The 25,745-nt window shown below is 74.6% G+C and carries 22 protein-coding genes and 2 pseudogenes; 19 read left to right on the forward strand and 5 right to left on the reverse strand.

What is annotated here, in order from left to right; translation table 11 throughout:
* The first annotated feature begins 3 nt into the window (after window positions 1-3).
* The 8 genes and pseudogenes from casA (at window position 4) to ABT093_RS06220 (ending at window position 7,196) form a co-directional block, all read left to right on the forward strand.
* Complete coding sequence (casA, locus tag ABT093_RS06185; protein ID WP_350560898.1) at window positions 4-1,680, forward strand: type I-E CRISPR-associated protein Cse1/CasA; 1,677 nt, start codon at window positions 4-6, stop codon at window positions 1,678-1,680.
* Window positions 1,677-2,357, forward strand: coding sequence for a type I-E CRISPR-associated protein Cse2/CasB (casB, locus tag ABT093_RS06190; RefSeq protein ID WP_350560900.1), 681 nt, complete (start codon window positions 1,677-1,679; stop codon window positions 2,355-2,357). Before casA ends, casB begins: the two co-directional genes overlap by 4 nt.
* Window positions 2,351-3,559, forward strand: coding sequence for a type I-E CRISPR-associated protein Cas7/Cse4/CasC (gene cas7e / locus ABT093_RS06195; RefSeq protein WP_350561152.1), 1,209 nt, complete (start codon window positions 2,351-2,353; stop codon window positions 3,557-3,559). The genes casB and cas7e overlap by 7 nt, the downstream gene beginning before the upstream one ends.
* Complete coding sequence (cas5e, locus tag ABT093_RS06200; protein ID WP_350560902.1) at window positions 3,556-4,251, forward strand: type I-E CRISPR-associated protein Cas5/CasD; 696 nt, start codon at window positions 3,556-3,558, stop codon at window positions 4,249-4,251. The genes cas7e and cas5e overlap by 4 nt, the downstream gene beginning before the upstream one ends.
* Window positions 4,252-4,271: 20 nt before the next feature.
* Window positions 4,272-5,003, forward strand: a complete 732-nt coding sequence (gene cas6e / locus ABT093_RS06205) for a type I-E CRISPR-associated protein Cas6/Cse3/CasE (RefSeq protein ID WP_350560904.1) — start codon at window positions 4,272-4,274, stop codon at window positions 5,001-5,003.
* Window positions 5,004-5,008: 5 nt separating this feature from the next.
* Window positions 5,009-6,012 (forward strand): annotated as a pseudogene (cas1e, locus tag ABT093_RS06210) (type I-E CRISPR-associated endonuclease Cas1e).
* Window positions 6,009-6,377 (forward strand): type I-E CRISPR-associated endoribonuclease Cas2e, encoded by a 369-nt coding sequence (gene cas2e, locus ABT093_RS06215; RefSeq protein WP_350560906.1) that lies wholly within the window; start codon window positions 6,009-6,011, stop codon window positions 6,375-6,377. Before cas1e ends, cas2e begins: the two are co-directional and overlap by 4 nt.
* Before the next feature lie 243 nt (window positions 6,378-6,620).
* Entirely contained in the window at window positions 6,621-7,196 is a 576-nt protein-coding gene (locus ABT093_RS06220; protein WP_350560908.1) for a carbonic anhydrase, read from the forward strand.
* A gap of 52 nt (window positions 7,197-7,248) precedes the next feature.
* Here the strand turns inward: ABT093_RS06220 and ABT093_RS06225 are convergent, their stop codons facing one another.
* From ABT093_RS06225 to ABT093_RS06235, 3 genes are all read right to left on the reverse strand, one after another.
* A complete protein-coding gene (locus ABT093_RS06225; RefSeq protein ID WP_350560910.1) occupies window positions 7,249-8,277 on the reverse strand; it encodes a TIGR03842 family LLM class F420-dependent oxidoreductase in 1,029 nt (342 codons plus the stop codon).
* 121 nt (window positions 8,278-8,398) lie between these two features.
* Window positions 8,399-9,856 carry a dihydropyrimidinase gene (gene hydA / locus ABT093_RS06230; protein WP_350561154.1) on the reverse strand — a complete coding sequence of 486 codons (1,458 nt, stop codon included), beginning with the start codon at window positions 9,854-9,856 and terminating at the stop codon, window positions 8,399-8,401.
* Between the two features lie 29 nt (window positions 9,857-9,885).
* Window positions 9,886-10,728 (reverse strand): nitrilase-related carbon-nitrogen hydrolase, encoded by an 843-nt coding sequence (locus ABT093_RS06235; protein WP_350560912.1) that lies wholly within the window; start codon window positions 10,726-10,728, stop codon window positions 9,886-9,888.
* Window positions 10,729-11,178: 450 nt separating this feature from the next.
* Between ABT093_RS06235 and ABT093_RS06240 the strand changes: the two genes are divergently transcribed.
* From ABT093_RS06240 to ABT093_RS40925, 11 genes and pseudogenes are all read left to right on the forward strand, one after another.
* Window positions 11,179-14,499 (forward strand): hypothetical protein, encoded by a 3,321-nt coding sequence (locus ABT093_RS06240; RefSeq protein ID WP_350560914.1) that lies wholly within the window; start codon window positions 11,179-11,181, stop codon window positions 14,497-14,499.
* A 47-nt stretch (window positions 14,500-14,546) separates the two neighbouring features.
* Window positions 14,547-14,627 carry a putative leader peptide gene (locus ABT093_RS06245; RefSeq protein WP_350561156.1) on the forward strand — a complete coding sequence of 27 codons (81 nt, stop codon included), beginning with the start codon at window positions 14,547-14,549 and terminating at the stop codon, window positions 14,625-14,627.
* Window positions 14,628-14,831: 204 nt separating this feature from the next.
* Window positions 14,832-15,362: a cysteine dioxygenase gene (locus tag ABT093_RS06250; RefSeq protein ID WP_350560916.1), complete on the forward strand. Its 531-nt coding sequence runs from the start codon at window positions 14,832-14,834 to the stop codon at window positions 15,360-15,362.
* Entirely contained in the window at window positions 15,356-15,742 is a 387-nt protein-coding gene (locus tag ABT093_RS06255) for a rhodanese-like domain-containing protein (protein ID WP_350560918.1), read from the forward strand. The genes ABT093_RS06250 and ABT093_RS06255 overlap by 7 nt, the downstream gene beginning before the upstream one ends.
* A gap of 182 nt (window positions 15,743-15,924) precedes the next feature.
* A complete protein-coding gene (locus ABT093_RS06260; protein ID WP_350560920.1) occupies window positions 15,925-17,142 on the forward strand; it encodes an ABC transporter ATP-binding protein in 1,218 nt (405 codons plus the stop codon).
* A complete protein-coding gene (locus tag ABT093_RS06265; RefSeq protein WP_350560922.1) occupies window positions 17,132-17,800 on the forward strand; it encodes an ABC transporter permease in 669 nt (222 codons plus the stop codon). The genes ABT093_RS06260 and ABT093_RS06265 overlap by 11 nt, the downstream gene beginning before the upstream one ends.
* Window positions 17,797-18,489 carry an ABC transporter permease gene (locus ABT093_RS06270; protein WP_350560924.1) on the forward strand — a complete coding sequence of 231 codons (693 nt, stop codon included), beginning with the start codon at window positions 17,797-17,799 and terminating at the stop codon, window positions 18,487-18,489. The genes ABT093_RS06265 and ABT093_RS06270 overlap by 4 nt, the downstream gene beginning before the upstream one ends.
* Before the next feature lie 89 nt (window positions 18,490-18,578).
* The gene (locus ABT093_RS06275; RefSeq protein WP_350560926.1) at window positions 18,579-19,565 is read left to right on the forward strand and encodes an ABC transporter substrate-binding protein; all 987 of its coding nucleotides are present in this window, start codon (window positions 18,579-18,581) and stop codon (window positions 19,563-19,565) included.
* 89 nt (window positions 19,566-19,654) lie between these two features.
* A complete protein-coding gene (locus tag ABT093_RS06280; RefSeq protein WP_350560928.1) occupies window positions 19,655-20,317 on the forward strand; it encodes a hypothetical protein in 663 nt (220 codons plus the stop codon).
* A gap of 936 nt (window positions 20,318-21,253) precedes the next feature.
* Window positions 21,254-22,726, forward strand: a pseudogene (locus ABT093_RS06285) (glycosyl hydrolase family 18 protein); the annotation flags it as partial.
* A gap of 30 nt (window positions 22,727-22,756) precedes the next feature.
* Window positions 22,757-23,368: a carbohydrate binding domain-containing protein gene (locus tag ABT093_RS40925; protein WP_502884145.1), complete on the forward strand. Its 612-nt coding sequence runs from the start codon at window positions 22,757-22,759 to the stop codon at window positions 23,366-23,368.
* A 181-nt stretch (window positions 23,369-23,549) separates the two neighbouring features.
* Here ABT093_RS40925 and ABT093_RS06290 read toward each other — a convergent pair whose 3' ends face one another.
* Both ABT093_RS06290 and ABT093_RS06295 read right to left on the reverse strand, forming a co-directional pair.
* Entirely contained in the window at window positions 23,550-24,884 is a 1,335-nt protein-coding gene (locus tag ABT093_RS06290) for a multidrug effflux MFS transporter (RefSeq protein ID WP_350560932.1), read from the reverse strand.
* 131 nt (window positions 24,885-25,015) lie between these two features.
* Window positions 25,016-25,495: a hypothetical protein gene (locus tag ABT093_RS06295; protein ID WP_350560934.1), complete on the reverse strand. Its 480-nt coding sequence runs from the start codon at window positions 25,493-25,495 to the stop codon at window positions 25,016-25,018.
* Between the last annotated feature and the right edge of the window lie 250 nt (window positions 25,496-25,745).

Consider the following 25,745-nt stretch of genomic DNA (forward strand, 5'->3'; position numbering starts at 1 on the left):
AGCGTGCCCTCGTTCGACCTGGTGTCCCGCCCCTGGCTGCCGGTGCAGCGACTGGACGGGACGACCGCCGAGTTGTCGCTGCGCGAGGTGTTCGCCGAAGCGGCGACGCTGCGCCGGCTGGTCGGGGACGTGCCGACGCAGGAGTTCGCGCTGATGCGGCTGCTGCTGGCGATCCTGCACGACGCGCTGGAAGGGCCGGCGCTGCTGGAGGACTGGGAGGAGCTCTGGGAGGATCCCGACTCCTTCGCCGCCGTCGGCCGCTACCTGGACCGCCACCGCGAACACTTCGACCTGCTGCACCCGAGGACCCCGTTCTACCAGGTCGCGGATCTGCGTACCGAGAAGGACGAAGTCGCCTCGCTGAACCGGCTGGTGGCCGACGTGCCCAACGGAGACCCGTTCTTCTCGATGCGGATGCCGTCCGTCGAGCGGCTCTCCTTCGCCGAGGCGGCGCGCTGGCTGGTGCACGCGCATGCCTTCGACACCTCGGGGATCAAGTCCGCCGCAGTGGGCGACGGTCGGGGGAGGAACGGGAAGGTGTACCCGCTCGGCACGGGATGGGCCGGCGGCCTCGGCGGTGTCCTCGCCGAGGGGGACGACCTGCGGGAGACCCTCCTGCTCAACCTGGTGGCCGCGGACACCCCCGGGGCCCGCTTCCGCCCCGAGGACCGGCCGGCCTGGCGGCGCGGGCCGTACGGCGCCGAGCAGGACCGGGAGGTGGCCGACCCTACGCAGCGCCCCTCCGGCCCGCGCGACCTGTACACCTGGCAGTCGCGTCGGATCCGCCTGCACCACGACGGGAGCGCGGCGACCGGGGTGGTGCTCTCGTACGGGGATCCGCTCGCGCCACACGACCGCCGCTTCACCGAGCCGCTGTCCGGCTGGCGGCGCAGTCGCCCCCAGGAGAGGAAGCTGGGCCGGACGCCGGTGTACCTTCCGCGTCAGCACGACCCGGCCCGCTCGGCCTGGCGCGGCCTGCCGGCCCTCCTGGAGTCGCGGGTGACTCCCGTGGACGGGAGGAAGGGCGAGCCGCCGGAGACCCAGACCCCGTTGGTCCTGGAGTGGGTGGCCAGGCTGTCCGTCGACGGGGCGCTGGACAGCGGGCGGTTGATCCGCGCGCGGACCGTGGGCGTGGTCTACGGGACCCAGCAGTCGGTGATCGACGAAGTCCTGGACGACGGTGTCACGCTCGCGGTGATCCTCCTGCACGAGGGCGATTCGGCCTACCGGCAGGACGCCGTGAGCGCGGTGAGGGACGCGGAGGGTGGTGTGCGGGCGCTCGTCGATCTCGCGGTCGGCCTCGCCCAGGCCGCCGGGACGGAGGCCGACGGGCCCAAGGCCGTGGTGGCCGAGCGCGGCTACGCCGAACTCGACGGCCCCTTCCGCCTCTGGCTGCGGGAGTTGGGTCGGCGCACCGATCCCGGTCAGGCCCTTGCGGAGTGGCGGCTCGACGCCCGGCGCATCCTCGGCGCGCTGGGCGCGGAGCTGGTGGACACCGCTCCGCGGGCGGCGCGGGAGGGCCGGGTGGTGGTGCGCCGGAACGGCGGACGGATCTGGCTCAACGACACCCTGGCCTTCCTGTGGTTCCGCTCCGCGCTGGCCAGGGCCCTCGCCGGCCCGACGCCGCCGGAGGCCCCCGGCGGGAACGACGACGACTCCCTGGAGAACGACGACCGATGACCACCGCCCCCGTCCCCTCCCCCCGCCGCGACGGCCTCGGCCGGGCGGGCGGGGCGACGCACGACCACGTGAGCCAGTTGCAGCGCGGCTACCGCGCCGACGAGTCCCGTTCCGTCGCCCGGGTCGCGCAGATCCGGCGCGGCGCGGGCCGGCGGATCGGCGACCTGCCCGAACTCTGGGGCCTGACCGGCCTGGAGCGGCTCTACCCGAAGGGGCGGACCGGGCCGTCGGACGCCCTCGCCGAGAACGCGATGCACACGGCGGTGACCCTGTGGTCGCTGCACCAGCAGTCGCACCGCGACGCCGGGATGCATCGCCCCGGCGGGCCGCAACTCGGGAGTGCGGTGCGACAGTTGATGCCGATCGACGACATCGACGAGCCGCTGCGCAAGCGGTTCGTCCGGGCGGGCTCGGCGCCGACCTTCGACATCCTCGCGCAGCGGCTGCGGGAGATCGTGCTGCTGCTGCGCCGCGCGGCCGTCCCGCTCGACTACGGGCTGCTCGCCGACCAGCTGAACCGGTGGCAACTGCCTACCCACCGGGGCGAGGTGAACCGCTCCTGGGGGCGCGGCTTCCACGCCTACCGGCCCTCGAAGGACACCGACGGAGCGTCCGCCGCCGACACCGCCACCGAATCCCCCGACACCGACACCGACACCGACAAGGACGAATCGTGAGCACCCGCACCATTCTGGACGTCCACATCCTGCAGACCGTCCCGCCGAGCAACCTCAACCGGGACGACACCGGCTCGCCCAAGACGGCCGTGTACGGCGGGGTGCGGCGGGCGCGGGTGTCCAGCCAGGCGTGGAAGCGGGCGACCCGCCGGGCGTTCGAGGGCCTGCTGGACCCGGCGGAGCTGGGAGTGCGCACCAAGAAGGTGGCGGAGCTGCTGGCGGAGCGCATCACCGCGCTGGGCGTGGAGCTGAAGGAGCCGGAGGCGTGGCAGGCGGCGGCCGACACGATCAGCGCCGCGACCGGCGCGAAGGTGGAGCCGCCGAAGCGCAAGGCGAGGGCCGCCGAGGCCGACGACCCGGCGCCGGAGTCCTCGTACCTGATGTTCCTCAGCAGCCGCCAGCTCGACGCGCTCGCCGCGCTCGCCGCCGAGGGGCTGAAGGAGTCCGGCGGGCTGAAGGAGTTCTTCAAGGACAAGGAGAACAAGGCGCGGGCCCGTGAGGCGGCCAACTCCCGTCACTCGGTGGACATCGCGCTGTTCGGCCGGATGGTCGCGGACGCCTCGGACATCAACGTGGACGCCGCCGCGCAGGTGGCCCATGCGATCAGTGTGCACGCGGTGGAGAACGAGTCGGACTACTACACGGCGGTGGACGACCAGCGGGCCGAGGACGAGCCCGGCGCCGGGATGATCGGCACGGTGGACTTCAACTCGGCGACGCTGTACCGCTACGCGGCCGTGGACGTGGACCGGCTGGGGGAGAACCTCGGGGACGGGCTGCGCGCGGACGAGGCGGCGGGTGTGCCGGTGCGGCGGGCGGTGGAGGCGTTCGTCGAGGCGTTCGTGACGTCGATCCCGACCGGCAAGATGAACACCTTCGCCAACCAGACCCTCCCGGACGCGGTGATCGTCAAGGTCCGCTCCGCCCGGCCGATCAGCTTCGCCGGGGCGTTCGAGGAGGCCGTCCAGGCCGGCGGCGACGGCCTCACCGGTGGCCATGTGGCGGGCGCCTGCGCGCAGTTGGCCGCCTACGTGCCGGAGGTGGAGCGGGCCTTCGGCGCCGTGACCGAGGACAGCTGGGTGCTGCGGGTCGGCGGGCGGACGTCCGCCCTCGGCGGGCTCGGTGCCGAGGTGGGGCTCGGCGAGCTGGTCTCGGCGGTCGGCGCGGCGGTGGCGAAGCGGCTCGCGGGGTCGGCCGGGTGAGCGTGCTGCTGCTGCGGCTGGCCGGTCCCCTGCAGTCCTGGGGTTCCTCCGCCCGGTTCGCCCGGCGGACCACCGAGCCGGCGCCGACGAAGAGCGGGGTGCTGGGGATGCTCGCCGGCGCGCTGGGGCGGGACCGGGGGGACGACCTCACCGACCTGGCCGCGCTGCGGTTCGGGGTGCGCACCGACCAGCCGGGCACCCGGATCCGGGACCTCCAGACGGCCCACCACGGGGACACCGACAAGGCCATGCCGCTGTCCGAGCGCTTCTACCTCGCGGACGCGGTGTTCGTGGCGGCCGTGGAGGGCCCGGACGCGGCGGTGGACGAGCTGGCGGCGGCGCTGCGCGCGCCGGTGCACCTGCCGTACCTGGGCCGCCGCTCGTGTCCGCCGAGCGGACCGGTGGACCTGGGGGTGCGGTGGGAGGCGGGGCTGCGGTCGGCCCTGGAGCGGGAGCCGTGGCAGGCGGCGTCCTGGTACCGGGCGCGGCACCACGCGGCCTCGGTGGCGCTGCCGGTCCGGGCGGACGCCGAACCGGCCGAGCAGCCGCGGGCGGACCTGCTGCGGGACCTGCCGCTGAGCTTCGACCCCCGGCACCGCCGCTACGCGCTGCGCGGGGTGGTCTCCTTCGTCGTCAACGCGCCGACGCTCGTTCCCGATCACGATCCGACGGCCCACCTGGACCTCCTATGACCAACGGGAATCCGCCTGACATGTTCCTCACCCGCCTTCGCGTCAACACCGCCCGCGCCGGGGCCCGGCGGTTGCTCTCCTCGCCGCAACTGCTGCACGGCGCCGTGATGGCATCCTTCGCCGAACTTCCGGCGGCGCCCGCCCCGGCGGCGTCCGCCCCGGCGGACGCGGCGCCCCGCGTGCTGTGGCGGATCGACCACAACGCCCGCGCCGAGGTGCTGCTCCACCTGGTGAGTCCGCAGCGGCCCGATCTCACCCACCTGGTGGAGGAGGCCGGCTGGCCGACCACCGGCGGCTGGCAGACCTTCGACTACGGCGCGTTCCTGTCCACCATCGCCGCCGGGTCGACGTGGGCGTTCCGCCTGACGGCGAACCCCGTGCACAGCATCCGCCGCTCCCCCGACGAGCCGACCAAGCGGACGGCCCACCTCACCCAGCGCCACCAGGCGGGCTGGCTGCTGAAGCAGCAGGAGCGGGCCGGCTTCACCGTCGTCGAGAAGGCGCCGGAACGCCGGCTGCTGGCGCAGGGGGACGAGCACGAGCTGGTCGTGCACCGGCAGCGCAGCGTGTCCTTCGGCAAGAACGACCGGGTGCACGCCGGGCGCCACAAGGTCACCCTGGTGACCGCGACCTACGACGGCCGGCTGCGCGTCACCGACCCGGACGCGCTGCGCCGTACCCTCACCGCGGGGCTGGGCAAGGCGAAGGCGTACGGGTGCGGGCTGATGACGCTCGCGCCGGTGCGGGGGTGAACGGGGTGGCCGCGACTCCGGCGAGCAGGCCGGTCTCCTCTCCCCGGGAGCTGACCCGGATCGGCGACCGGGTCTCGTTCCTGTACCTGGAGCGGTGCACGATCCACCGAGAGGACAACGCGATCACCGCCACCGACGAGTCCGGCGTGCGGTACATCCCGTCCGCGACGCTCGGGGTGCTGCTGCTCGGACCGGGCACCCGGGTGACGCACCAGGCGATGAGCGTGCTCGGCGAGTGCGGCGCGGGCGTGGTCTGGGTGGGCGAGCACGGTGTGCGCTACTACGCGGGCGGCCGGGCGCTGACCCGTTCGGCCGGGCTGATGGAGGCGCAGGCGACGGCGTGGGCGAACCGGCGCCACCGGCTGGACGTGGCGCGGGAGATGTACCGGCTGCGGTTCCCCGAGGCGGATCCGGCGGGCCTGACCAGACGCGGGATGCTCGGCGGGGAGGGTGACCGGCTCAGGGCCGTCTACCGGGCGGAGGCGGCGCGGACGGGCGTGCGCTGGGTGCGGCGCGAGTACGACCGGGGCGACTTCGCGGCCGGCGACGCGCCGAACCAGGCGGTGACGGCGGCCGCGCAGTGCATGTACGGGATCGCGCACTCGGTGGTGGTGGCGCGGGGTGCTCGCCGGCCCTGGGGTTCGTGCACTCGGGCAACGAGCGGTCGTTCGTGATGGACGTGGCGGACCGCTACAAGGTGGAGTTCGGCATCCCGGCGGCGTTCGACGCGGCCGCGGAGGGGCCGCAGGACGTGGCGGGGCGGACCCGGCGGGCGCTGCGCGAGCGGATCCGGGCGGGCGGACTGCTGGAGCGGGCGGTCGCGGAGATCCGGGGCCTGCTGGCGCCGTACCGGCGGGCGGAGGAAGCCGGGCACAACGGCGACGGCGGCAACGGCGACGGGACCGGGGACAGGGACGGGGACGGGGACCGCGACACCGTCCGGCTGCTCACCGACCGGGACGGCACGGTCGCGGGCGGGCGCAACCACGGCGGCGAGGTGGTCTGGTGATCACCCTGGTGCTCGCGGACTGCCCGGCCGGGCTGCGCGGGCTGCTGACCAGGTGGCTCACCGAGATCTCGCCGGGCGTCTTCGTCGGCGATCCGTCGGCGCGGATCCGTGAGGTGCTGTGGGAGGAGGTGCGGACGTACCGGGGCCGCGGGCGGGCCGTCCTCACCTACAGCACGGACACGGAGCAGGGCTTCGCGTTCGCGACGCACGAGCACCGGTGGCACCCGGTGGACCACGACGGACTGACGCTGATCCACCGCCCGGTGGACCGCCCGGCACCGGCGCCCCGCGGCGGGCCGCCGGCGGACGGGGCCGCGAGCGGGTGGAGCAAGGCCGCCAGGCGGCGCCGGTTCGGGGGCCGTTAGGCCCACCGGGCTCCCCCAACCAGCGGTCGGCGGTGGTCGGCGGTGGCGCGCATCGGGAGTATTGTGATGCCCCGTCACATAAGCCGTGAAGCGGAGAAAGTGGGGCGGCCGGTGGATCGGCGTGCGGTGGTCCGCGCAGGGGTGTTCACCGCGGCGGCGCTCGCGGTACCGGCCCGGGACACGGCGTCCGCCGCGGCGCCGCCACCGCGAGCGCCGGGAGCGCCGGGCACACCCGAGCCGGCGTTGGCCAGGCTTCGGGCGGGCAACGAGAGGTGGTGCGGCGACCGGGCCGCCCACCCGGACACGGGTGCCGCCCGCCGCGTCGAACTGGCCGCCGGCCAGGAGCCGTTCGCGGTGGTGTTCTCCTGCATCGACTCCCGCGTGCCGCCGGAGCTGGTCTTCGACCAGGGCCTGGGCGACCTGATGGTGGTCCGCACCGCCGGCCACACCCACGACCCGCTGGTGGCCGGGAGCCTGGAGTACGGGCCCGCGGAGCTCGCCACCCCGCTGCTGGTGGTCCTGGGACACCAGCGCTGCGGGGCGGTGACCGCCGCCGTCGAGTGCTTCCGCGAAGGCCGTGAACTGCCCGGTCACCTGGCCGACATCGCGCACGACCTGCGCCGCCCCTACGAGGAGGCCGTGCGTCTGGGGACGGCGCCGGACGAGCTGACCGAGGCCACCATCCGCGCCCAGACCAGGCAGACCGTGGCCGCGCTGCACCAGGACCGCCTGCTGCGCCCGCTGATCGCGGACGGGAGGCTGCGGGTGGTCGGCGCGTACTACCGCCTGGACTCCGGCCGGGTCACCTTCTTCGACTGACACCGGCCGCCACCGTCGCGCGGCAGCCCCGTGCCCCTCCGCGCCGCGGCCCCTAGACGGCGCCGGTGCGCAGGTGGGGGACGATGGCGGTGCCGTAGGCGTCGATGGTGGGTTCGACGGCGTCGTGCATCGCGTAGATGGCGAACTGGTCGACGCCGAGGGTGCGGAGGTGTTCGAGGCGGGCGAGGTGGGTGTCCACGGGGCCGATGAGGCAGAAACGGTCGACGATCTCGTCGGGGACGAAGGCGGTGTCGGGGTTCCCGGCGCGGCCGTGGTGGCTGTAGTCGTAGCCCTGGCGGTCCTTGATGTAGGCGGTGAGGGCCTCGGGGACGAGGTCGGAGTGCTCGCCGTAGTGGCGGACGAGGTCGGCCACGTGGTTGCCGACCATGCCGCCGAACCAGCGGCACTGTTCGCGGGCGTGGGCGAGGGCGTCCGGGGAGTCATCGGCGGTGACGTAGGCGGGCGCGGCTACGCAGACGGTGACCGCGTCGGGGTCGCGGCCGGCTTCGGCGGCGGCACGGCGGACGGCCTTGACCATGTACTCGGTGAGGTAGGGGTCGGCGAGCTGGAGGATGAAGCCGTCGGCCTGGCGGCCGGTCAGGGCGAGGGCCTTGGGGCCGTAGGCGCCCATCCAGACGGGCAGTTCGGCGCCCTCGCCGACCCAGGGCAGGCGCATCTCGGTGCCGTCGACCTCGGTGGTGCGGCCCTCGGCCAGCTCCTTGACGGCGTGCATGGCGTGCGAGAGCCGCTCCAGGGTGGCGGGCTTGCGGCCGGCGACGCGCATGGCGGAGTCGCCGCGGCCGATGCCGCAGACGGTGCGGTTGCCGTACATGTCGTTGAGGGTGGCGAACAGGGAGGCGGTGACCTCCCAGGTGCGGGTGGAGGGGTTGGTGACCATGGGACCGACGGTGAGGGTGCTGGTCTCGGCCAGGATGCGGCTGTAGATGACGAAGGGCTCCTGCCACAGGACGCAGGAGTCGAAGGTCCAGCCGTGGGTGAACCCGGCCCGCTCGGCGCGGATCATGCGGTCGATGAGCAGGCGGGCGGGCGGGTCGGTCTGCAGGACGAGGCCGATGTCCATGGAGGCTCCGGAAGGCGAAGGAAGGCGAAGGAAGGCGAAGGAAGGGGAGGAGGGGAGGAGGGGAGGAGGAGGCGGCGGGGGCCGAGGAGGAGACGGGCGCGGCGGGGCCGAGGGGGCGGGCTCAGCCCAGGTACTGGCAGGTGTCGCGGCGCAGGAAGGTGCCGTGGCCGGCCCGGCCGAGCCAGGTGCCGCGGTCGAGGACGACGGTCCCCCGGGACAGGACGGTGCGGGCGCGGCCGGTGAGGGTGCGCCCCTCGTAGGCCGAGTAGTCGACGTTCATGTGGTGGGTGGCGGCGGAGAGGGTCTGCACGGCGGTGGGGTCGTAGACGACCAGGTCGGCGTCGGCGCCGGGGGCGAGGGTGCCCTTGCGGGGGTGCAGGCCGAACATCCGGGCCGGGGTGGTGCAGGCGATTTCGATCCAGCGGCGGCGGCTGAGGTGTCCGTCGACGACGGCCTGGTGGAGCAGGTCCATCCGGTTCTCCACACCGGGCAGGCCGTTGGGGATCCTGGAGAAGTCGCCGCGGCCCAGTTCCTTCTGGCCGGTGTAGCAGAACGGGCAGTGGTCGGTGGAGACCACCTGGAGGTCGTTGGTGCGCAGGCCGCGCCAGAGGGCGGCCTGGTGCTCGCGGGGGCGCAGCGGGGTGCTGCACACGTACTTGGCGCCCTCGAAGCCGTCGCTGCCCTCCTCGGCGAGGTTGTCGGTGGAGAGGAAGAGGTACTGCGGGCAGGTCTCGCCGAAGACGGGGTGACCGTCGTCGCGGGCGCGGGCGAGTTCGGCGAGCGCGGAGGCGGCGGAGACGTGGACGACGTAGAGCGGGCTGCCGGCGACCTGGGCGAGTTTGATCGCGCGGTGGGTGGCCTCGGCCTCCAGCAGTTCGCGGCGGACCTCGCCGTGGTAGCGGGGCGCGGTGCGGCCGGCGGCGAGGGCCTGTTCGACGAGGACGTCGATGGCGATGCCGTTCTCGGCGTGCATCATGATCATTGCGCCGTTGACGGCGGCGCGCTGCATGGCGCGCAGGATGCGTCCGTCGTCGCTGTAGAAGACGCCGGGGTAGGCCATGAAGAGCTTGAAGGAGGTGGACTCGCCGGAGTCGACGAGGGTGTCCATCTCCTTGAGGACGGCGTCGGTGACGTCGGAGACGATGGTGTGGAAGGCGTAGTCGATCGCGCAGTTGCCCTCGGCCTTGGCGTGCCAGGCGTCCAGGCCCTCGCGCAGGCTGCCGCCGACGGGCTGGACGGCGAAGTCGACGATGGTGGTGGTGCCGCCCCAGGCGGCGGCGCGGGTGCCGGTCTCGAAGGTGTCGGAGGCGTGGGTGCCGCCGAACGGGAGTTCCATGTGGGTGTGGACGTCGACGCCGCCCGGGATGACGTAGTGGCCGGCCGCGTCGATGACGGTGTCCGCGGTCCAGGCGAGGGCGGCCTCGCTGCCGGTGGCGGCGAGGGCGGCGATCCGCTCGCCCTCGATGAGGACGTCGGCGCGCAGTTCCTCGGTGGCGGTGATGACGAGTCCGCCGCGGACGGCGGTGCGGCGGGGCGTGGCGCCGGTCGCGGAGGTGTTGGCCGCGGGGCTGCTGGTCACAGGGGTGCTGGTCACGTGGGTCGCCTCCGTCACGCCTCGGTCAGCGGGCCGTAGGCCTCGGGGCGGCGGTCGCGGTAGAACGCCCACTGCCGGCGGACCTCCTCGATGAGGTCGAGGTCGAGGTCGCGGACGACGAGTTCCTCCGCCTTGTCGGAGGCGACGTCGCCGACGAACTGTCCGCGCGGGTCGACGAAGTAGGACGTGCCGTAGAAGTCGTTGTCGCCGTACTCCTCGGTGCCGACGCGGTTGATGGCGGCCACGTAGTAGGCGTTGGCGACGGCGGCGGCCGGCTGTTCGAGCTGCCAGAGGTAGGCGGAGAGGCTGCGGCTGGTCGCGGAGGGGTTGTAGACGATCTGCGCGCCGCCGAGGCCCAGCGCCCGCCAGCCCTCGGGGAAGTGCCGGTCGTAGCAGATGTAGACGCCGACCTTGCCGACGGCGGTGTCGAAGACCGGCCAGCCGAGGTTGCCGGGCTTGAAGTAGTACTTCTCCCAGAATCCCTTGACCTGCGGGATGTGGTGCTTGCGGTACTTGCCGAGGTAGCTGCCGTCGGCGTCGATCACGGCGGCGGTGTTGTAGTAGACGCCGGGCTGCTCCTCCTCGTAGACGGGGACGACGAGGACGAGGCCGAGCTCGCGGGCGAGGTCGCGCATCCGGCGCACGGTGGGGCCGTCGGGGACGGGCTCGGCCCAGCGGTAGTGCTCGGGTTCCTGGACCTGACAGAAGTACGGGGCGTTGAAGACCTCCTGGAAGCCGAGGATCTTCGCGCCCCGGGCGGCGGCCTCGCGGGCGTACCGCTCGTGGAGGGCGATCATGCTCTCCTGGTCGCCGGTCCAGCGGGTCTGGACGAGGGCGGCACGGACGATCTGCGACATGGGTACCTCCGCAACTCCGCGGCCCGTCCCGGGGGCGGGCCCGCGGTCCGAGGGTTGGCGGGCGGTGTTGCCTGCGGTGGATGTCTGCGTGCGGTCTACGTGCGTAGAGGGTGGGTCCGTCGACCGTAGGCCCGACTTCGGTCGCCTGACAATACGTCGGACGCGACGCGGCCGGGGCGATCTTGGTGGGCGGACACGCGGGATCCGGTAGATGGGATGAAACGGTCATCTACCCCGGGGGCGCGCTGCTTACTCATTCGAGTGAATCCAGGAGCGGTCCGGCGTGGTTCGGGGCAGGAAGCCGGTGACGCTCCTCCGGTCCGCCGCCGGAGGAGCCCGTCGTCAGGTGGTGTCGTCGGGTGGTGGTGGCCCGGAGCGGTCGGACGCGGGGCGGTCGGCCCCGGAACGGCCGGGGCCCCGGAGTGACCGGAGAGGGGGGGTGGTGGACGGATGGTGACGGCCGACGCCGCGCGGGGAGCGCCGCGAACGGCGCGGGCGCCCGCGGTGCCCGCCTGGGGCGGCGTGCTGCTCGGGCTCGGGGTGCCGGTGCCGGCGGTGCTCGGGTGGCTGCTGTTCGTCCGCCGGACGCCCGCCGGCCAGGGCACGCTGGACGTCCGGCTCCAGTTGGCCGGCTCGCGGGCCGCCGCCGAGGCCGTGCTCGCCGGGCGCGCCCCGGCCTTCCGCGCCTCGCTGGACGCCGACCTCTGGCTGCTCGGCGGCCTCGCGGTGACGCTGGCGGCGGCCGGGATGCTCGGGGCGTACGTGTTCACCCGGGCGCACTGGCGGCTGACCGCGGTCGTCGCGGGCCTGGCCGGGGTGCTGGCCGGCGGCTGCGACCTGGCCGAGGACGTGCTGCTGGCCGCCGGGCTGGGCTGCACCGGCCCCGGGCCCACCGGCGGGGACGCGCCGTTCGCCGCGGCGGCGGCGTTCGCCACGGTCAAGTGGCTGCTGCTGCCGCCCGCGGGCGCGGTGGCCGTCGTCGTCTGCGCCGCCACCGTGCACCGGGCGGTGCGCGCCCTGCTGCCCTGCCCGCCGGAGGAGGAGCGCGGCGGATCCGAGGACGAGGCGCCCGGGGGCGAGGCGTCCGCAGGCGGCGGGAGCGGGACGGGGCCCGCGCTGATCCCGCCCTGGCCGGTGGCGACCGCGCGCGGCGGACGGTGGCCGCCCGGCCCCCGGACGCACGGGCCGCTCACCCGGCACGCCCGCTGGCGCAACGCCGCCCGGGTGCCGCCCGGCCGCGAGAACGCCCGGCTCGGCTTCTGCGTCTCCGGCGGCGGCATCCGCGCGGCCTGCGTCACCCTCGGTGCGCTGCAGGCGCTGCGCCCGTGGCTCAAGCAGGCCCGCTACCTGGTCGCCGTCTCCGGCGGCGGGTACACCGTCGGCGCGATGCAGCTGGCGCTCTGCGACGCCGCGCCCGGCGGACCGGTGCGGGCCCGCTCCGGGCTGGACGCCGACACCGTCCTCGAACCGGGCTCGCCCGAGGAGGACCACCTGCGGCGCCACTCCAAGTACCTGGCGGACGGCGCGGGCGAGTGGCTGGTGGCGCTCGGGACCCTGCTGCGCGGCCTCGTCGCGGCGCTCTCCCTGCTGCTCGCCGCCGTCCTGGTGCTGGGCCTGGGGCTGAGCCGCTTCTACCACCTCGTGCCGCTCGCCGACCTGGACGGCCCGCCGTCGGCGCGCTCCCCCGCCCTGTTCGCGCTCGCCGGGCTGCTGGCGACCGCCGCCACCGGGTGGCTGCTGTGGCTGCTCACCTTCTCCTGGCTCGGCTGGAACACCCTGCTGCCCCGCGTGCTGCGCCGCTTCTCGCACGGCGCGCTCGCGCTGGCCGCGCTGACCGCCGTGGGCGTGCTGGCCGTCCCGGGCCTCGCCTGGGCCGCCGTCGCGCTGCAGCGCGCGCTCGCGGTCGGCGCCCGGCAGACCGGGGCCGGGATCAGCCTCACCGTCCTGCTCAGCTACCTGGCGCTGCTGCTGGGCATCCTCTGGCACGGCCGGCACGCCATCGAGCAGGGCGCGGCGGTGCTCGGCGGCGTGCTGCGCGGCGCCGGGCTGCGGCGGCCCGGCGGTCTCACCGGGCGGATCACCGAGTACCTGGTGCTCTGGTCGGCGCTGACCGCGCTCACCTCGGGCACGCTGCTCACCTTCGGCTGGGCGGTGGCCACCGGGCACTCCTGGCCGGTCCCGCTCCAGATGCTGCTGCCGCTGGTGCTGCTCACGGTGGGGCTCAACCTCGACCAGACCTGGATGGGCCTGCACCCCTTCTACCGGCGCCGGCTCGCCTCGGCCTTCGCCGTTCGACGGGTGGTCGAGGGCGGCTCCGGAGGCGGGAGCGGGAGCGGGGGTGAGGGCGGAGGTGAGGACGGGGATCAGGGCGGGGATCGCGGCCGGGACGGTGATCCCGGCCGGACCGGGGAGGTGCTGGCCCGGCCGTACCACTTCTTCCGCGAGCAGACCCGGCTGAGCCACTACGGCGCCCGGCAGCCGGACTTCCCCCAGGTGATCTTCGCGGCGGCGGCGAACCTCTCCGGCAGCGCGCGGACGCCGCCGGGGCGGCGGGCGGTGTCGTTCACCTTCTCCCACGACTACGTGGGCGGGCCGGACGTCGGCTACGCGCGCACCGACCTGCTGGAGCGGCGCACCCGGCGGCACATCGCCCGCGACCTCACCGTGCAGTCCGCGATGGCCGTCTCCGGCGCGGCGTTCTCCTCGGCGATGGGCCGCCGTTCCCGCGCCTACCAGGGGCTGTTCGCGGTGACCAACGCGCGGTTGGGCACCTGGCTGCCCAACCCGGCGGCGCTCGCCCCGCTCTGGTCCGCCGACCGGGACTGGCGGTACGCGCCGCAGCCCGCCGTCCGGCGGCTCTCCTACCAGCTGCGCGAGGCCTGCGGCCGGTACCCGATGGACGCGCGGTTCCTGCTCACCACCGACGGCGGGCACTACGAGAACCTCGGCCTGGTCGAGCTGCTGCGGCACGGCGTGCGGACGGCGGTGTGCATCGACGCGAGCGGCGACTCCGCCTTCGCGGGGGCGCTCGCGGCGGCGATCACCCTGGCGCGCGAGGAGTTGGGCATCGCGATCACGCTGCGCGAGCCGGAGCTGCTGATCCCGGGCAGTGCCGGCGGCGGGGCGCCCGGCGGGAGCGGCCAGCCGACCCTGCGCGGGCTGGCGGCCCGGCTGGCCGACCGGCTCTCCGCCCGGGTGGTGGTGGTCGGCGACATCGTCTACCCGTGGCCGCTGGAGCTCGGGGAGCCCGACGGCCCGCCCGGTGCGCCTGATGCGGACGGTGTGCCCGGCGCGGCCCGGCACGGCACGCTGATCGTCGCCCAGGCGGTGCTCACGCCCGGCATGCCGTACGAGCTGCACGCGTACGCGGCGTCCGATCCGGCCTTCCCGAACGACGGCGCCGGCGACCAGTGGTTCGACCACCGGCAGTTCGACGCCTACCAGACGCTCGGCCGGTACCTGGGCGAGCAGGCCGCACCGGCGGTCGCGGCGGCACTGGCGGTGGCGGGGGCGGAGGCAGGGACGGGGACGGGGACAGGGACGGGGACGGGGGCAGGGGCCGGGGCGACGGCGGGCGGCTCGGCGGCACCGGGGGCCACGACGCCGGCCGCCCGCAAGTCCAACGGCCGGGCGCCGGGCCGGGCCGCGACCGTCCCCGGCCCCGGCCCCGGCCGGGCGCCCGGGTCCGGGAGCGGAGCCGGAGCCGGAGCCGGAGCCGGAGCCGAACAGGGCACCACCACGCCCGACCAGGGACTCAACGGGCAGGTGTGAGGGTGCTCGCTTGACTCCCACCGCGTCCGTCGGGAAGGATCCGGCCCATGGACACCGGCACCACTCTGGTCTGCCGCCTGCACGTCGACCTCCGGCGCCAGGCGAGTTCCATCTGTGCCTGTTGTTGATCTTCCCCTTCCCCGCCGGCCCCGCCCTGTGACGTCCCCCAGGGTTCGCGCCGCACAGCCACACCCGTCTTCCTGACGCGCCTTCGCCCTGCGTGAGCGTGCCGTCCACCGGCGTCCGACCGGCGCGGCCCGCTGCCGTCCGCTGCGGTCCGGCGCGTGCGCCACCGCGCTTCCGCCCCCTCCCGCCTCCCCGAGGACACCCACATGAACCTGGACCTCGCCCCCGACACGCCCGTCCCCGCGCCCGTCCCCGCCGCCGTCCCCGCCGGGGAAGCCCGCGCGCCGCTCACCCCGAACGCCCTGCGGACGATCGTCCGCGAGCTGGCCGAACGGCCCGACCAGTGGATCCACCACGTGCGGCTCTCCACCGAGGAGCGCTGGTACCGCCGGCTCGCCGCCGACGAGGACCACGAGGTGTGGCTGATCAGCTGGCTGCCGGGCCAGTCCACCGGCTTCCACGACCACGGCGGCTCGCGCGGCGCGTTCACCGTCGCGCTGGGCGAGTTGGAGGAGCTGTCGCTGGGCGGCCCCGAGCAGGGCCTGCTGATCCGGCGGATCCAGTCCGGCACCGCCCGCGCGTTCGGCCCCGACTACGTGCACGACGTCCGCAACACCGCGTCCGGCCCGGCCGTGACGCTGCACGCCTACTCGCCGCCACTGAACTCGATGGCGCACTACGACCTGCGGGCCGGCGGCCTGGTCCGCACCTCCGAGGAAGGACCCGACCAGTGGTGACCACGATCGACGACCTGCTCGCCCGCTCCCGCGCGGGCGTCCACCGGCCCGGCGCCGAGGAGGCGCACCGCGCCCAGCGCGAGGGCGCGCTGCTGGTGGACATCCGCCCGGCGGCGCAGCGCGCGGCCGAGGGGGAGATCCCCGGAGCGCTGATCATCGAGCGCAACGTCCTGGAGTGGCGGCTGGACCCGACGGGCAGTCACCGGATCCCGGAGGCCACCGGGCACGACCTGGAGGTGATCCTGGTCTGCTCGGAGGGGTACGCGTCGAGCCTGGCGGCGGCGTCGCTGCGCGAGTTGGGCCTGCGCCGTGCGACCGACCTGGACGGCGGGTTCGTCGGCTGGGCGGCGGCCGGGCTGCCGACCCGTCAGGGAGGTTGAGCGGCCACGGCCGGTAAATCAGGGACACATGGGTCGTCAGGTCATAGGCTGATCAGAGTTTCCACCGCCGCCAGGGCGGGCAACCACGCGACCGACGGGTACACCGTCCGAGACCGACCGACCGCCAGACGACGACACCATCGGCGCCGCCGCCGGGGGCCGCCGAGACGAGGAAACCCCCCGTGATCAGATTCGACGGCGCGGGCAAGCGCCACCCCGACGGCACGGTCGCCGTCGAGGGCCTCGACCTCGACGTCCCCACCGGTCGCACGACCGTGCTGGTCGGCCCGTCCGGCTGCGGGAAGACCACCCTGCTGCGGATGGTCAACCGCATGGTCGAGCCGACCTCGGGGCGGGTCCTGCTGGACGGCACCGACGTGGCCGCGCTGGATCCGGCCAAGCTGCGGCGCGGCATCGGGTACGTGATCCAGCAGGCCGGGCTGTTCCCGCACCGCCGGGTGATCGACAACGTCGCGACCGTGCCGTACCTGCTCGGCTGGGACCGGAAGAAGGCCCGTGCCCGCGCGGCCGAGCTGCTCGACCTGGTCGGGCTCGCCCCGGAGACCGCCAGGCGGTACCCGTTCCAGCTGTCCGGCGGCCAGCAGCAGCGCGTCGGCGTGGCGCGGGCGCTGGCCGCCGATCCGCCGGTGCTGCTGATGGACGAGCCGTTCAGCGCGGTCGACCCGGTGGTGCGGGCCGGGCTCCAGGAGGAGCTGCTGCGCCTGCAGTCCGAGCTGCACAAGACGGTGCTGTTCGTGACCCATGACATCGAGGAGGCGGTCCGGCTCGGCGACCAGGTCGTGGTGCTGCGCGAGCGGGGGCGGATCGCCCAGCTCGCGGACCCGCACACGCTGCTCACGGCGCCCGCCGACGCGGACGTCGCCGCGTTCCTCGGCCGTGACCGGGGCCTGCGCGGGCTCGGGCTGCGGACCGCCGAGGCCGTCGCCGTCCGGCCGATACCGGGCGGTCCGGGCAGCGGGGCGGGCAGCGGGGCGGCGGCCGGCCGGGCGCGCTTCGGCCGGTGGGAGCTCGCGCTGGACGACGAGCGCCGCCCGATCGGGTGGATCGACCGGGACGCGGCGGGCGGCGCCCTGCAGCCGGCTCCCGGGTTCCGGCCCGCGAGCGACACGCTGCGCGCCGCGCTGGACGCCGCCGTGCTCTCCCCCGCGGGCATCGCCGTCGCCCTGGACGCCGAGGGCCGGGTGACCGGCACCGCCGACCGCGAGGCCGTCCTGGCGGCGCTCGCCGCCCACCCGGCCCCGGCCGGGCCCGCGGGCGCCCCCGAGGCCCAGCAGGTCACGGGGGCGCAGCAGAACGCGGTGGCCCAGCAGGTCACGGGCGCGCAGCAGGTCACGCGGGCGGAGACGATCGAGACGGACGGAGTCGGCGGTGGACGGTGAACCGATCGTCCGCTGGTACTGGATCGGCGACCACCTCGGCTACCTCGGCGACCTGCTCGCCGACCACGCCGTCATCGCGCTGCTCCCGGTCCTGATCGGCCTGCTGCTGGCGATCCCGCTCGGCCTGGCCTGCGCCCGCCACCCGCGGCTCTACCAGCCGCTCGCCGCCGTCTTCAACATCGTCTACGCCCTGCCCTCGCTGGCCGTCTTCGTGGTGCTCATCCCCTACACGGGGCTGGCCACCCAGGCCACCGTGATGATCCCGCTCACCTTCTACGCGCTCGCCGTGCTGCTGCCGACCACGGTGGACGGGCTGCGCGCCGTGCCCGACCCGGTGCGGCAGGCCGCGACCGCGATGGGGTACGGGCCGTGGCACCGGCTGGCCGCCGTCGAACTGCCCGCCGCCGTCCCCTACCTGGTGGCCGGTCTGCGGGTGGCGGCCGTCTCCAGCATCTCGCTGGCCTCGGTGGGCGCGCTGGTCGGGCGCGGCGGGCTCGGCTACCTGTTCGTCGACGGCTTCCAGCGCACCTTCCCGACGCCGATCGTGGCCGGGATCGTCCTGATCACGGCGCTCGCGCTGACCGTGGACCTGCTGCTGGTCGGCGCCCGCCGCCTGCTGGCGCCCTGGGCCGTGCGGGAGAAGGGAGCGGGCCGGTGAACTGGCTCACCTGGCTGGGGGACTTCTTCTCCGACCCGGACCGCCGCAGCGGCCCGAACTCGATCGTCAACCGGATCGCCGAGCACCTGCTGTTCTCCGCCGAGGCGCTGCTGTTCGCCGCGCTGCTGGCCGTCCCGCTCGGGCTGCTGATCGGCTACACCGGACGGGGTGTCACCGCGGTGACCGCGCTGGCCGGCGCCGCCCGCGCGCTGCCGACGCTCGGTCTGGTGACGCTGGCGGTGCTGCTCGCCGGGGTCGGCGACACCGCCGTCCTGGTGCCGCTGGTCGCGCTGGCCGCGCCGCCGCTGCTGGTCGCCGCCGTCGAGGGGGTGCGCGGCACCGATCCGGACGTGCGGGACGCGGCGCGCGGCGTCGGGCTGACGCACCCGCAGGTGCTGTGGCAGGTCTGCGTGCCGTCCGCGCTGCCCACCCTGCTGGCCGGCTTCCGGACCGCGACCGTGCAGGTCATCGCGACGGCGACGGTGGCCGCGTACGTCGGGCTCGGCGGGCTCGGCCGGTACGTCGTCGACGGGCTGGCCACCCGGGACTACGCGATGACGGTCGGCGGCGCGCTGCTGGTGGTGCTGCTCGCCGTCGGGGCGCAGCTGTTCTTCGCCCTGCTCGCCCGGTACGCCCTGCCGCCCGGGCTGCGCGCGCAGCAGCTGGCCGCGGCCGGGGAGCCGTCGTGACCGTTCCGCGTCGCCGGCGCGCCGCGGCCGCCCCGATCCCTCTTCCTTCGATCGACCGTGACGTCCGCCTCGAAAGGATACCTATCACCATGTCGACATCCGCACCCGCGCCGCTGAGAGCGGCGACGACCGGCCGCCGGGCCGCCGTCCTGACGGCCCTGGCCGCGCTCGCCCTGACCGCGACGGCCTGCAGCTCCTCGGGCGGCGACCCGCTGGGCGGCAAGGGCTCGGCGGCCCCGGCGCCCTCCGGGAGCGCCTCCGGGAGCGCCGGGGCCGGTGCGCCGGCCGCCGGGACGGTCGTCGTCGGCTCGGCCAACTTCCCCGAGAACGTGCTGCTCGGCTCGATCTACGCGCAGGCGCTCAAGGCCAAGGGCGTGAAGGTCGAGGAGAAGTTCAACATCGGCAGCCGCGAGGTGCTCTACGAGCAGCTGCTGAGCGGCAAGCTGTCCGTGCTGCCCGAGTACAACGGCTCGCTGCTCGCCTACCTGGGCAACTCGTCCGCGGACCCGGGCACGAGCGCGGTCAACGCCGCGCTGACCAAGACGCTGCCCGCCCCGCTCGCGATCCTGGACTCCTCCCCCGCCGAGGACAAGGACACCCTGAGCGTCAGCCAGGAGAGCGCCGACAAGTACGGGCTGAAGTCGATCGCCGACCTGGCCGCCAAGGCGGGCGAGTTCACCATCGGCGGCCCGCCGGAGTTCAAGTCACGCCAGGAGCAGCCGCTCAAGGACGTCTACGGCCTGACGTTCAAGGAGTGGAAGTCGACCGGCGAGACCACGGCCAACGCGATCAAGGACGGCTCGATCCAGGTCGGCAACGTCTTCTCCACCGACCCGAAGATCTCCCAGCTGAAGCTCGTCCCGCTCACCGACCCCAAGAACCTGTTCGCCTCCCAGAACGTCACGCCGCTGGTCAACAAGGACAAGGTGGACGCGACGGCGACCGGCGCGCTCAACGCGGTCTCGGCCAAGCTGGACACGGCGGGGCTGCTGGCGCTGATGAAGAAGGTCGCGGTCGACAAGGAGGACCCGTCGGCGGTGGCCAAGGAGTGGCTGAAGAGCAACGGTCTGTCCTGACCGCCGGGAGCGCCGCTGCCGGGCCGGGGAGCCGATCCCCGGCCCGGCAGATCTTCCCTTGAGCGGCGCGAACATGACAGGGTGGCGCCATGCGCACTCGTCTCCTCGCCGCCACCCTCACGGCCTGCGCCGCGGTGAGCCTCGCCGCGTGCTCCAGCTCCGGCTCGGACTCCGGCACCACCGCCGCGGGCACCACCTCGGCGTCGTCCCCCGCGGCCGACACCGCGGCCGCGGCCGGCGCCACCCCGGCGCCGGACGCCCCGACGCCGGTGGCGCCCACCGCGACCGCCACCGGCCCCGCGCCGGGCGCCACCGAGGCGTCCGGCACGCCCGGCCCCGGCAGCACGGCCGGCGCCTCCCCCGGCGCGCCGGCGACCGGGCCCGCGGCCACGACCGCGAACCCGCCCGCCCCCGGTGCCACCGGCTCCCCCGCCGATCCCCCGGTGGCAGCGAAGCCGGCACCTCCCACCGACGCCGGACTGCCGGCCGAGCCCGCCGCGGACGCCACCGCGCGGCTGATCGCCGCACTGGAGGCGATCGACCCGGCGATCGTCGGCGGACAGCCCGACCGGGCCGTCGAGCGGGCCCGCGGTCAGTGCCAGTCGATGTACCAGTTCCCCAAGGACCGGGCCAAGTTGATCGAACTGGCCAACCAGCGGTTCACCGATCCGGCCCACCCCCAGGGTTTCGGGGCGGAGAAGGCGGAGAAGATCCTGGACGCGTTGCGCACCACCCTCTGTCCGCCGGCCTGAACCGCGCCGGCGGGCCCCCGAACGGCCCGGTGTCCTGAGCTCCGGGCCACCGTGGCCGCGCGCGACGACCACCGCGCGGCCACGGCTCACACCGCCGGCTCAGACCAGGCTCCAGGCGGTGTCCTTGTCATCGGACACGACGAAGTCCACAGGTCCCTCCTTTCCGGGGGTCGACCGGCGTACCGGCATGGAGACATGCGGGCACGCGGATACGCGGTGCACAGATGTGCGGGTATGCGGGTGTGCAGATGGAAGGGCGCGCGGGCGCAGCGGTACGCGGGCGCCGAGGCGCGCCGGGCAAGGGCCCGTGAGCACGGGCGGACGTCAGCACGGAAAGCGTGGAGAACGGAAGAACGGACGAACAGGCGCGGGAGCGAAGGGACTTGGTCCGGCCTTCGGCCGCCGGTGGCGGCGGGCCTGGACCCGGGAGCCGGGGGCTCACGCGTGCGGGCGGCAGCCGCCCTCTCTGTCGAGCTTCCAGTCGAGGTCTCGCATGCCCCGATCATGTCCGACCCGTCGACCGGGCCACAAGCGAATTTCGCAAGGTTGACACACCTCCGGCCAACCTCGGGAGAGCGATGCTTCGCTGACGAACTGTAAGGACTCTTGACAGACGAGTGGTCTAGTCCAACCATAGGCATGTCGATCCGACCGGGATGCACTGTGGGGGTGTGACCACCGGCGGCCGAGGCACTGCCCTGCCCTGCACCGCTCCACCCCCAGGCCCCGTCACGGCGTACGCGCGCCCGCGCACCGCCGTCCGTCCGCGCCGCGTGCCTGCGGGGTTCCGCACACCCCCGCGCCACCGTCCCGCCGTACGGCCCTCTCCCCTACGAGGCCCGCACGTCCCGCACCTTCGCACGCCCCCGCAAGGTCCGCAGCGCGGTTCCGCGCGCTTCACCAACGTCCTGCCCCACCAAGTCTGTTGGAGAATCCATGCGTCTACACCGAAAAGTCCGGGCCGCGCTGACGGCCTGTGCCACGCTGGTCGCCTCGGCCGGCCTGGTCGCCGGCGCCGCGACGGCCGGCGCCGCGCCGGCGGGCCCGGCCGTCGCCGAGGCGAGCGCCACGGCCGCCGCGAAGCCGCTGCCCAGCCGGGTCTTCGCCCCCTACTTCGAAGCCTGGACCGGCGAGAGCCCCGCCGCGCTGTCCGCCCAGTCCGGCGCCAAGTACCTGACGATGGCGTTCCTGCAGACGGCCACCAAGGGTTCCTGCACCCCGTACTGGAACGGCGACACCTCGCTGCCGATCGCGCAGTCCTCCTTCGGCGCCGACTTCGCCACCATCAGGGCCAACGGCGGCGACGTGATCCCGTCGTTCGGCGGCTACACCGCCGACACCACCGGCACCGAACTGGCCGACAGCTGCACGGACGTCAACCAGATCGCCGCCGCCTACCAGAAGCTCATCACCACCTACGACATCAGCCGGATCGACCTCGACATCGAGGCCGACTCGCTGGACAACGCCGCGGGCGTCGACCGCCGCAACAAGGCGATCAAGCTGACCCAGGACTGGGCCGCCGCCAACGGCCGGCAGATCCAGTTCTCCTACACGCTGCCCACGACGACCAGCGGCCCCGCCGCCAACGGCATCGCGCTGCTGAGGAACGCCGTCAGCAACAACGCGCGGATCGACGTCGTCAAGCTGATGACCTTCGACTACTACGACAACGCCACGCACGACATGGCCGTCGACACCCAGACCGCGGCGACCGGTCTGTACAACCAGCTGGCCAAGCTCTACCCGACCAAGACCCCCGCGCAGCTCTGGGCGTCCATCGGCATCATCGAGATGCCCGGCATCGACGACTTCGGCCCGGCCGAGACCTTCACGCTGGCCAACGCGCGGACGGTCTACGACTGGGCCCTGGCCAGGGGCATCAGCACGCTGTCGTTCTGGGCGCTGCAGCGCGACACCGGCAAGTGCCCCGGCGTCGGCGGGCGCAACGACTGCTCCGGGATCGAGCAGAACACCTGGGACTTCACCAGGATCTTCGCGCCGTTCACCAGCACCGGCCTGCCGAACACCGACTTCGCGATCGGCCTGAACCCCAACACGGGCACCGTGACGGCCGGTTCGTCCACCACCGCCACCATCACCACCGCCGACATCACCCCGCCCGGCGCGCCCTCCGGCACCGCGCAGAGCATCAGCCTCAGCGTCAGCGGCGCGCCCGCCGGCGTCACCGCGACGGTCAACCCCGGTACGGTCCTGGCCGGTTCGCCCGCCACGCTCACCGTCGCCACCGCCGCCGGCACCGCGCCCGGCACCTACCCGCTCACCATCACCGGCACCGCCGCCTCCGGCAGCCACACCGCCACCTACACGCTGAAGGTGACGAGCACCCAGCCGGGCAACGACTTCTCCGTCGCGGTGAGCCCCGCCGCCGGTTCGGTCACGGCCGGCGCCTCGGCCAGCACCACGATCAACACCGGCGTGGTCGCCGGCTCCGCGCAGAGCGTCGCCCTCACCGTCACCGGCGCCCCGGCCGGGGTCACCGCCACGGTCAACCCGGGCAGCGTCACCGCCGGTTCGCCCGCGACGCTCACCGTCGCCACCACGGCCGGCACCACTCCGGGCACCTACCCGCTCACCGTCACCGGCACCGCCCCCTCCGGTAGCCACACCGCCACCTACACGCTGACCGTCACCGGGGTCACCCCGCCCGGCGGCCTGGCCAACGGCGGCCTGGAGACCGGCAGCCTCGGCCCGTGGACCTGCCAGGCCGGCGGCTCCGTGGTGAGCACCCCGGTCCACTCCGGCTCGTACGCGCTGCAGGCCGCGGCCACCGGGTCGCAGACCGGCGAGTGCAGCCAGACCGTGACGCTGGCGCCCAACAAGGCGTACACGCTGACCGGCTGGGTCCAGGGCAGCTACGCCTACGTCGGCGTGAGCGGCGGCGCCACCGGCTCCGCCTGGACCAGCGGATCCGGCTGGACCAAGCTCTCCGTCCCGTTCACCACCGGCGCTTCCGGCACGGCGACGGTGTACCTGCACGGCTGGTACGGCCAGGGCAGCGTCTTCGGCGACGACTTCTCGATCGCCTGACGGCCGGCACCTGACAACTGACAGATTTCAGATGACAGATGACAGATAACGTCAACTGTCAGCTGTCAGCCCCCGCTCCACTCCCCCGCCGGGGTGCCGCGACCCTCGTGTCGCGGCACCCCGGCGGGGGCCGTTCCGGCGGCCGGCGCCGGTCCACGCCGCCCGGCCGCGCGCCGCCCGGCTATGCGACGGCCGGTTCCGGGGCGTGCCGGCCGGGGCGCAGGAGCAGCAGGTAGGAGACCGCGGCGAGCAGGGCGCAGCTGAGGACGACGACGGCGAGCAGGACCGCCGAGGGGCTTCCGCCCAGGCTGCTGAGCGGGGCGACGACGGCGCCGCAGAGGAAGTTGGCGGTGCCGAGGAGGGCGGAGGCCGAGCCGGCGGCCTGGGGGGCGACCAGGCTCAGCGCCCGGGCGGCCGAGTTGGGCAGGACGACGCCGAGGCCCGCCATCATGACGAACAGCGAGGAGCAGACGGCGATCAGCCCGAGGTCCCAGACGGCGGTGGCCAGGACCAGGAACGCGCCGGCGGCGATCATCATCGCCAGGCCCGTGCGCATCAGCGTGGCGGCGGGGAAGCGGGGCGCGAGCAGCCGCCCGTTCACCTGGGTGGCGGCCACGATGGCCACCGAGTTGAGGCCGAACAGCAGGCTGTAGGTCTGCGGCGACACGTGGTAGACGTGCTGCAGCACCACCGAGGAGCCGCTGATGTAGCCGAACAGCGCGCCGAAGGAGAAGGTGCTGGTGAGCATCAGGCCGAGGAACGGCACGTCGCGCAGCAGTCCGCCCATCGTGCGCAGGGTGGAGGCCAGGCCGCCGCCGCGCCGGGCGGAGGCCGGGAGGGTCTCGCGCAGTGCGCCGAAGGCGACCATGGTGAGCAGCAGTCCGAGCGCGGCCAGCGCGCCGAAGGTGCCGCGCCAGGAGGTGAAGCGCAGCAGTTGCGCGCCGAACAGCGGGGCGAGGATCGGGGCGAGGCCGGATATCAGGGTGATCGAGGCGAGGAAGCGGATCATCGCGACGCCCTCGAAGCGGTCGCGGGCGACGGCGCGGCCGATGACCAGTCCGGCGGCGCCCGCGGCGCCCTGGACGAAGCGGGCGGCGACCAGCACGGCCAGGTTGGGCGCGACGACGCAGGCGAGGCTGGCGAAGGTGTAGACGACGAGCCCGACGAGCAGCGGCGGGCGGCGTCCGAAGCGGTCGCTGAGCGGTCCGAAGATGAGCTGGCCGGCGGCGACGCCGAACATCGAGAAGGTGAGGGTGAGCTGGACGGCGGCCGGTTCGGCGGCGAGGTCGTCGGCGATCGCGGGCAGGCCCGGCAGGTAGAGGTCGGTGGTGAGCGGGCCCAGGGCGACCATGCCGCCGAGGACGGCGATGGTGGCGCGGCCGCCCACGCCGCCGGTCACCCGGCCCTTGGTGGTGGCGGTGGCGCCGGTCGTGCCGGTCGTGCCGGTGGTGGGGTCGGCGGGGGTGGTGGAGGCGGTCGACGTGTCACCGGCTGAGCCGGCGGTCGAACCAGGCATGGGGCTCCTCTCGGAACGGGCACGGCGATCGTGCTCGCTCCGTCCTACCCCAGCCCCCCGGGCCGCCGACAGTCGGGGGCGGCCGCCCGGCCCATCCCGGGCGGAGCGGCCGGCTCCCGGCGGCGGGCGTCTCAGCGCGCGAGCCGCTCGGCCCGCAGCGCGGCCTGGACGGCGGCGCCGTCCTGCCACGCGTAGAGCTGGTTGCCGGTCAGGGCGACGTTGTAGTGGCCGCAGGAGCCGGTGACCTTGGTGGTGATCCCCTCCGGGAACCAGCCCGCCCTGAGCGAGACCGGCGCCGGGTGGCCGCCCTTGCCGGGCTCGCCCGTGCGGCAGCCGGCCGGCAGCCGCCCCTCCGGGAGGGTGGCGGTCAGCAGGCGGTCGTCGCCGGTGGTGGAGCGCAGGTAGCGGACGGCGGAGGCGTTGTCGGGCAGCCAGGCCGGCACGGCGCGGTGGTCGGCCTTGGCCGCGCTGCCACTGGCGTAGCTGGACTGCTCCTGGTGCCGGCCGTCGTACCACTCGGCGACCCTCGGCCCCACCGCGACGGCGGCGACGGCCACGGCCATGCCGGTGCCCGCCACTCCGAGTGCGATCTTGCCCGCGATGCCGTTCATGCCCGCCTGTCCTCTCCCGTGTGCTGCTGCTGTGCGCCCGGCGCCCGCCTCCCCGGCTCCGGGACCGGTTTCCCGGTGTGTCTCCATCCTGGTGGGCGCCGGGGTGGCCGGTCGTCACCGGAAGGTCGCGATCTTCCGCCGTCCTTGGGGGGTGGCTCCTCCACCTTGAGACGTACACGCGCCCGGCCGGTCTCGGGGTTCCCCCTGGTCGAGCCTGGCCCGCAGCGGCCCGGGGCGCAGCCCGGCGGCA

Origin of the sequence: Kitasatospora sp. NPDC002551, from assembly GCF_040296005.1 — a bacterium.
Lineage (GTDB): Bacteria > Actinomycetota > Actinomycetes > Streptomycetales > Streptomycetaceae > Kitasatospora.